Source organism: Caballeronia arvi (assembly GCF_001544695.2).
In the GTDB taxonomy this organism is placed as follows: domain Bacteria; phylum Pseudomonadota; class Gammaproteobacteria; order Burkholderiales; family Burkholderiaceae; genus Caballeronia; species Caballeronia arvi.
This window is the reverse complement of record NZ_FCOM02000324.1, coordinates 1-659: the sequence shown is the minus strand read 5'-3', so window position 1 is coordinate 659 and position 659 is coordinate 1. Positions and strand designations below refer to the sequence as shown.

The following is a 659-nucleotide window of genomic DNA, read 5'->3' as shown; positions in this document are numbered from 1 at the left end:
GAGAAGAGATGCGGATCGTATGAGTACGCGACGTGATCGACATCGGCGAGTTCGATGCCCGCTTCCTTGAGGCAATAGTCGATGGCATCGAAAGGAAGCTGCCACGTCGAGAACGGCACGGGACGCTTCGCGTGCTTCACATGCGTGAAGCGCTCGTCTTCGGCAGCCGCGATGACGACGCCATCCTTGGCGAGCGCCGCGGCGCTGTCGTGATAGACCGCATTGATTCCCAATGTGTACATGACTAACTGACCTGTATTGTCGAGTTGATGAGCGATGCGTTTTCAGACAGTTCAAGCATGGCGGACACGACCTCGTCCACGCCGACCTGGACGAGGCACGCGTGATGGCCTTCGGGACACACGCTGCGATAACACCATCGGCACGGCACGTCGTGATAAAGCACGCGATGCGGCGTTTGCCACGGCATGTGCTGCGGATTCGTCAGCGCGTAGAGATCGACAACGGGTGTGCCGAGTGCCGATGCGAGATGCACCGGCCCGCTGTTGTTCGACAGCAGCACGCGCGCATGCCCGATGAGCGCCCCGAGTTCGCCGAGTTCGAGCGCCCCCGAGAGATCGATCGCATGGGCGCTATCTCCGCATGCTTCGCGGCATAGCGAGCTTTCGCCTGGCGAGCCTGTTACGAGCATCGGCCAT

Annotated in this window: 2 protein-coding genes; both read right to left on the bottom strand. The window is 61.0% G+C overall.

Annotated elements, in window-relative coordinates; translation table 11 throughout:
• A partial coding sequence (locus AWB74_RS45155) for a carbamoyltransferase N-terminal domain-containing protein (protein ID WP_327363366.1) occupies positions 1-242 on the bottom strand: 242 nt, incomplete at its 3' end.
• A gap of 2 nt (positions 243-244) precedes the next feature.
• The coding region (locus tag AWB74_RS45150) for a glycosyltransferase family 9 protein (protein WP_143749579.1) at positions 245-659 on the bottom strand (415 nt) is incomplete at its 5' end.